A 377-nucleotide genomic window follows, 5' to 3' on the forward strand; every position below is an offset into this window, starting at 1 on the left:
CCGGTTGTTCCCTGACTCGATGATGGAGGACCTTTTCACGTCGGGCCGGGGCCGGCCCTCTATCCCGGCGTCGGTGATCGGTTCGGTGCTGGTTCTTCAGGCGTTGGAGGGACTCTCGGACCGGGGAACGGCCGAGGCGCTGACCTTTGATCTGCGGTGGAAGGCTGCGTGCGGGTACGGGCTCAACGAGGCCGCGTTCCACCCCTCGACGTTGACGTATTGGCGTAAACGGTTGGCCGCGAGCGAGCGTCCGCATCGGATCACCGAAGCGGTCTTTGAGGTCATCACGGAGACCGGGGTGTTGAATGGCCGGCGCCGGCGGGCCGTGGATTCCACGGTCCTGGATGACGCGGTGGCCCGGCAGGACACGATCACCC

General features: G+C 66.3%; 1 protein-coding gene. It reads left to right on the forward strand.

Annotated features, from left to right (window positions below; genetic code table 11):
- A partial coding sequence (locus tag J9611_RS21580) for a transposase (protein ID WP_246528140.1) occupies positions 1-377 on the forward strand: 377 nt, incomplete at both ends.

The organism is Pseudarthrobacter albicanus, from assembly GCF_018224015.1.
GTDB classification, from domain to species: Bacteria; Actinomycetota; Actinomycetes; order Actinomycetales; family Micrococcaceae; genus Arthrobacter; species Arthrobacter albicanus.